Source organism: Pseudomonas sp. P4_B4, from assembly GCF_056402255.1.
The window spans coordinates 1-1,840 of the sequence record NZ_JBFUHS010000077.1 but is presented as its reverse complement, the minus strand read 5'-3'; the positions used below and the strand labels follow the sequence as shown (position 1 = coordinate 1,840).

The 1,840-nt window shown below is 56.9% G+C and carries 1 protein-coding gene; it reads left to right on the top strand.

The window, feature by feature from the left end:
- The first annotated feature begins 433 nt into the window (after nucleotides 1-433).
- Nucleotides 434-1,750, top strand: coding sequence for a group II intron reverse transcriptase/maturase (gene ltrA / locus AC1DVE_RS31090; RefSeq protein WP_477784442.1), 1,317 nt, complete (start codon nucleotides 434-436; stop codon nucleotides 1,748-1,750).
- Nucleotides 1,751-1,840 lie beyond the last annotated feature (90 nt).

Below are 1,840 nucleotides of genomic sequence, written 5' to 3'. Positions count from 1 at the left end.
TTTTGTGCGCCCAGCATGGGCGCAATCTTGCGGGTGAAAGTCCCGTCGTAAGCTGACCACAGCGAACGAAGTGAAGCGCAACTGCATGAGGGCGACCGAGTGTGGGGAGGAAGCGTGAATCGAAACCGCGAGCCGATGGACAAGAACCGGATATAAGGCGAAGCCGATCAGGGCGAGCGAGCAAAAGATCGCGAAGCTCTTGTGGTCAAGGATCAGGCTGCGTAAATCCGGCGGTTGTGCGGGGAAGGATTGCGTTCTTACCTGGGGAGATCTCGCCTTGTGTCTGAAAGGGCGACGGTGCGAGCCGGAGCGAGAAGTCAGCAGAGGCCGTAGTAGTCTTTTTTTTTTTGACGAAGGGCCGAACGAGAGAGAGTGTTGTAGGCCATGTTGATGCGAACGACCGGAAGTCAGATGCCTGCCAAACGCGGGGCGGATGGAGATAACGAGCGGTGAAACCGTGAGAAGTCCCGCCAGCGACGAGGTCAATCGCCCGCAAGATGAATCCGACAACGCAGGGCAAAGGCTGCTGGAACGGGCCTTTGCGAGAGAAAACCTGAAACGGGCGTGGAAACGGGTCAAAGCCAATAAAGGTGCAGCGGGAGTTGACGGTCTGGACATTGAACAGACTGCTGAAGCCTTGCTGACTCAATGGCCAGTGATTTGTGAACAGCTACTTTCAGGTGTCTACCGGCCCAGTCCGGTAAGACGCGTGGTCATCCCCAAACCTGACGGCGGTGAACGCGAGTTGGGCATTCCGACGGTCACCGACCGCCTGATTCAACAAGCACTGCTGCAAGTCTTGCAGCCACTCCTCGATCCGACCTTCAGTGAACACAGCTACGGCTTTCGCCCGGGACGTTGCGCGCAGGACGCCGTTTTGGCGGCTCAGCGGTATGTGTYCTCGGGGCGCAAAGTGGTGGTGGATGTTGATCTGGAGAAGTTCTTCGACCGGGTCGATCACGACATTTTGATTGATCGCCTACGCAAACGGATTGCGGATCGGGCGGTTATTCGACTGGTCCGGGCGTACCTGGATGCGGGAACGCTGATCAATGGCGTAATCGAGAAAAGCCGCTGCGGGGCGCCGCAGGGCGGTCCGCTGTCACCGTTGCTGGCAAATGTGCTGCTGGACGAAGTGGATCGGGAGCTTGAACATCGAGGTCATTGCTTCGTGCGCTATGCCGACGACGCGAACGTTTATGTTCGCAGTCATAAAGCCGGGCAGCGGGTGATGATCTTGCTGAGGCGTCTGTATGAAAAGCTGCACTTGAGCGTCAACGAGAGCAAGAGCGCGGTGGCCAGTGCGTTTGGTCGCAAGTTTYTGGGTTATGCATTTTGGTGCGCCCGTGACGAAGTCAAACGTGCGGTATCTCAGAAGGCACAAAAGCAATTCAAGCAACGTATCCGGCAGTTCACTCGCCGTTCATGTGGCCGCAGTTTGCAGCAGGTCGTCGACCTCCTACGTCCCTATTTGCTGGGTTGGAAAGCCTATTTCAAGTTGTCGCAAACACCAGGCGTCTGGCGCGAATTGGACAAATGGATGCGGCACCGACTCAGAGCGATTCAACTCAAGCAATGGAAGCGGGGAACGACGACTTATCGTGAATTACGGGCTTTGGGTGCGAGTAAAGAAGTCGCCCAGAAAGTGGCATGTAACACCCGTCRTTGGTGGGACAACAGTCGATGGGCCTTGAATTGGGTGCTTAATCTCGCGTGGTTTGATCGCTTGGGACTTCCACGTCTCTCCTGACCTCAATCCCTCGAACCGCCCGGTGCGGACCCGCATGCCGGGTGGTGTGGCAGGGGTACGGTCTATGAAGGCCGTCCCCTATGCCGATTG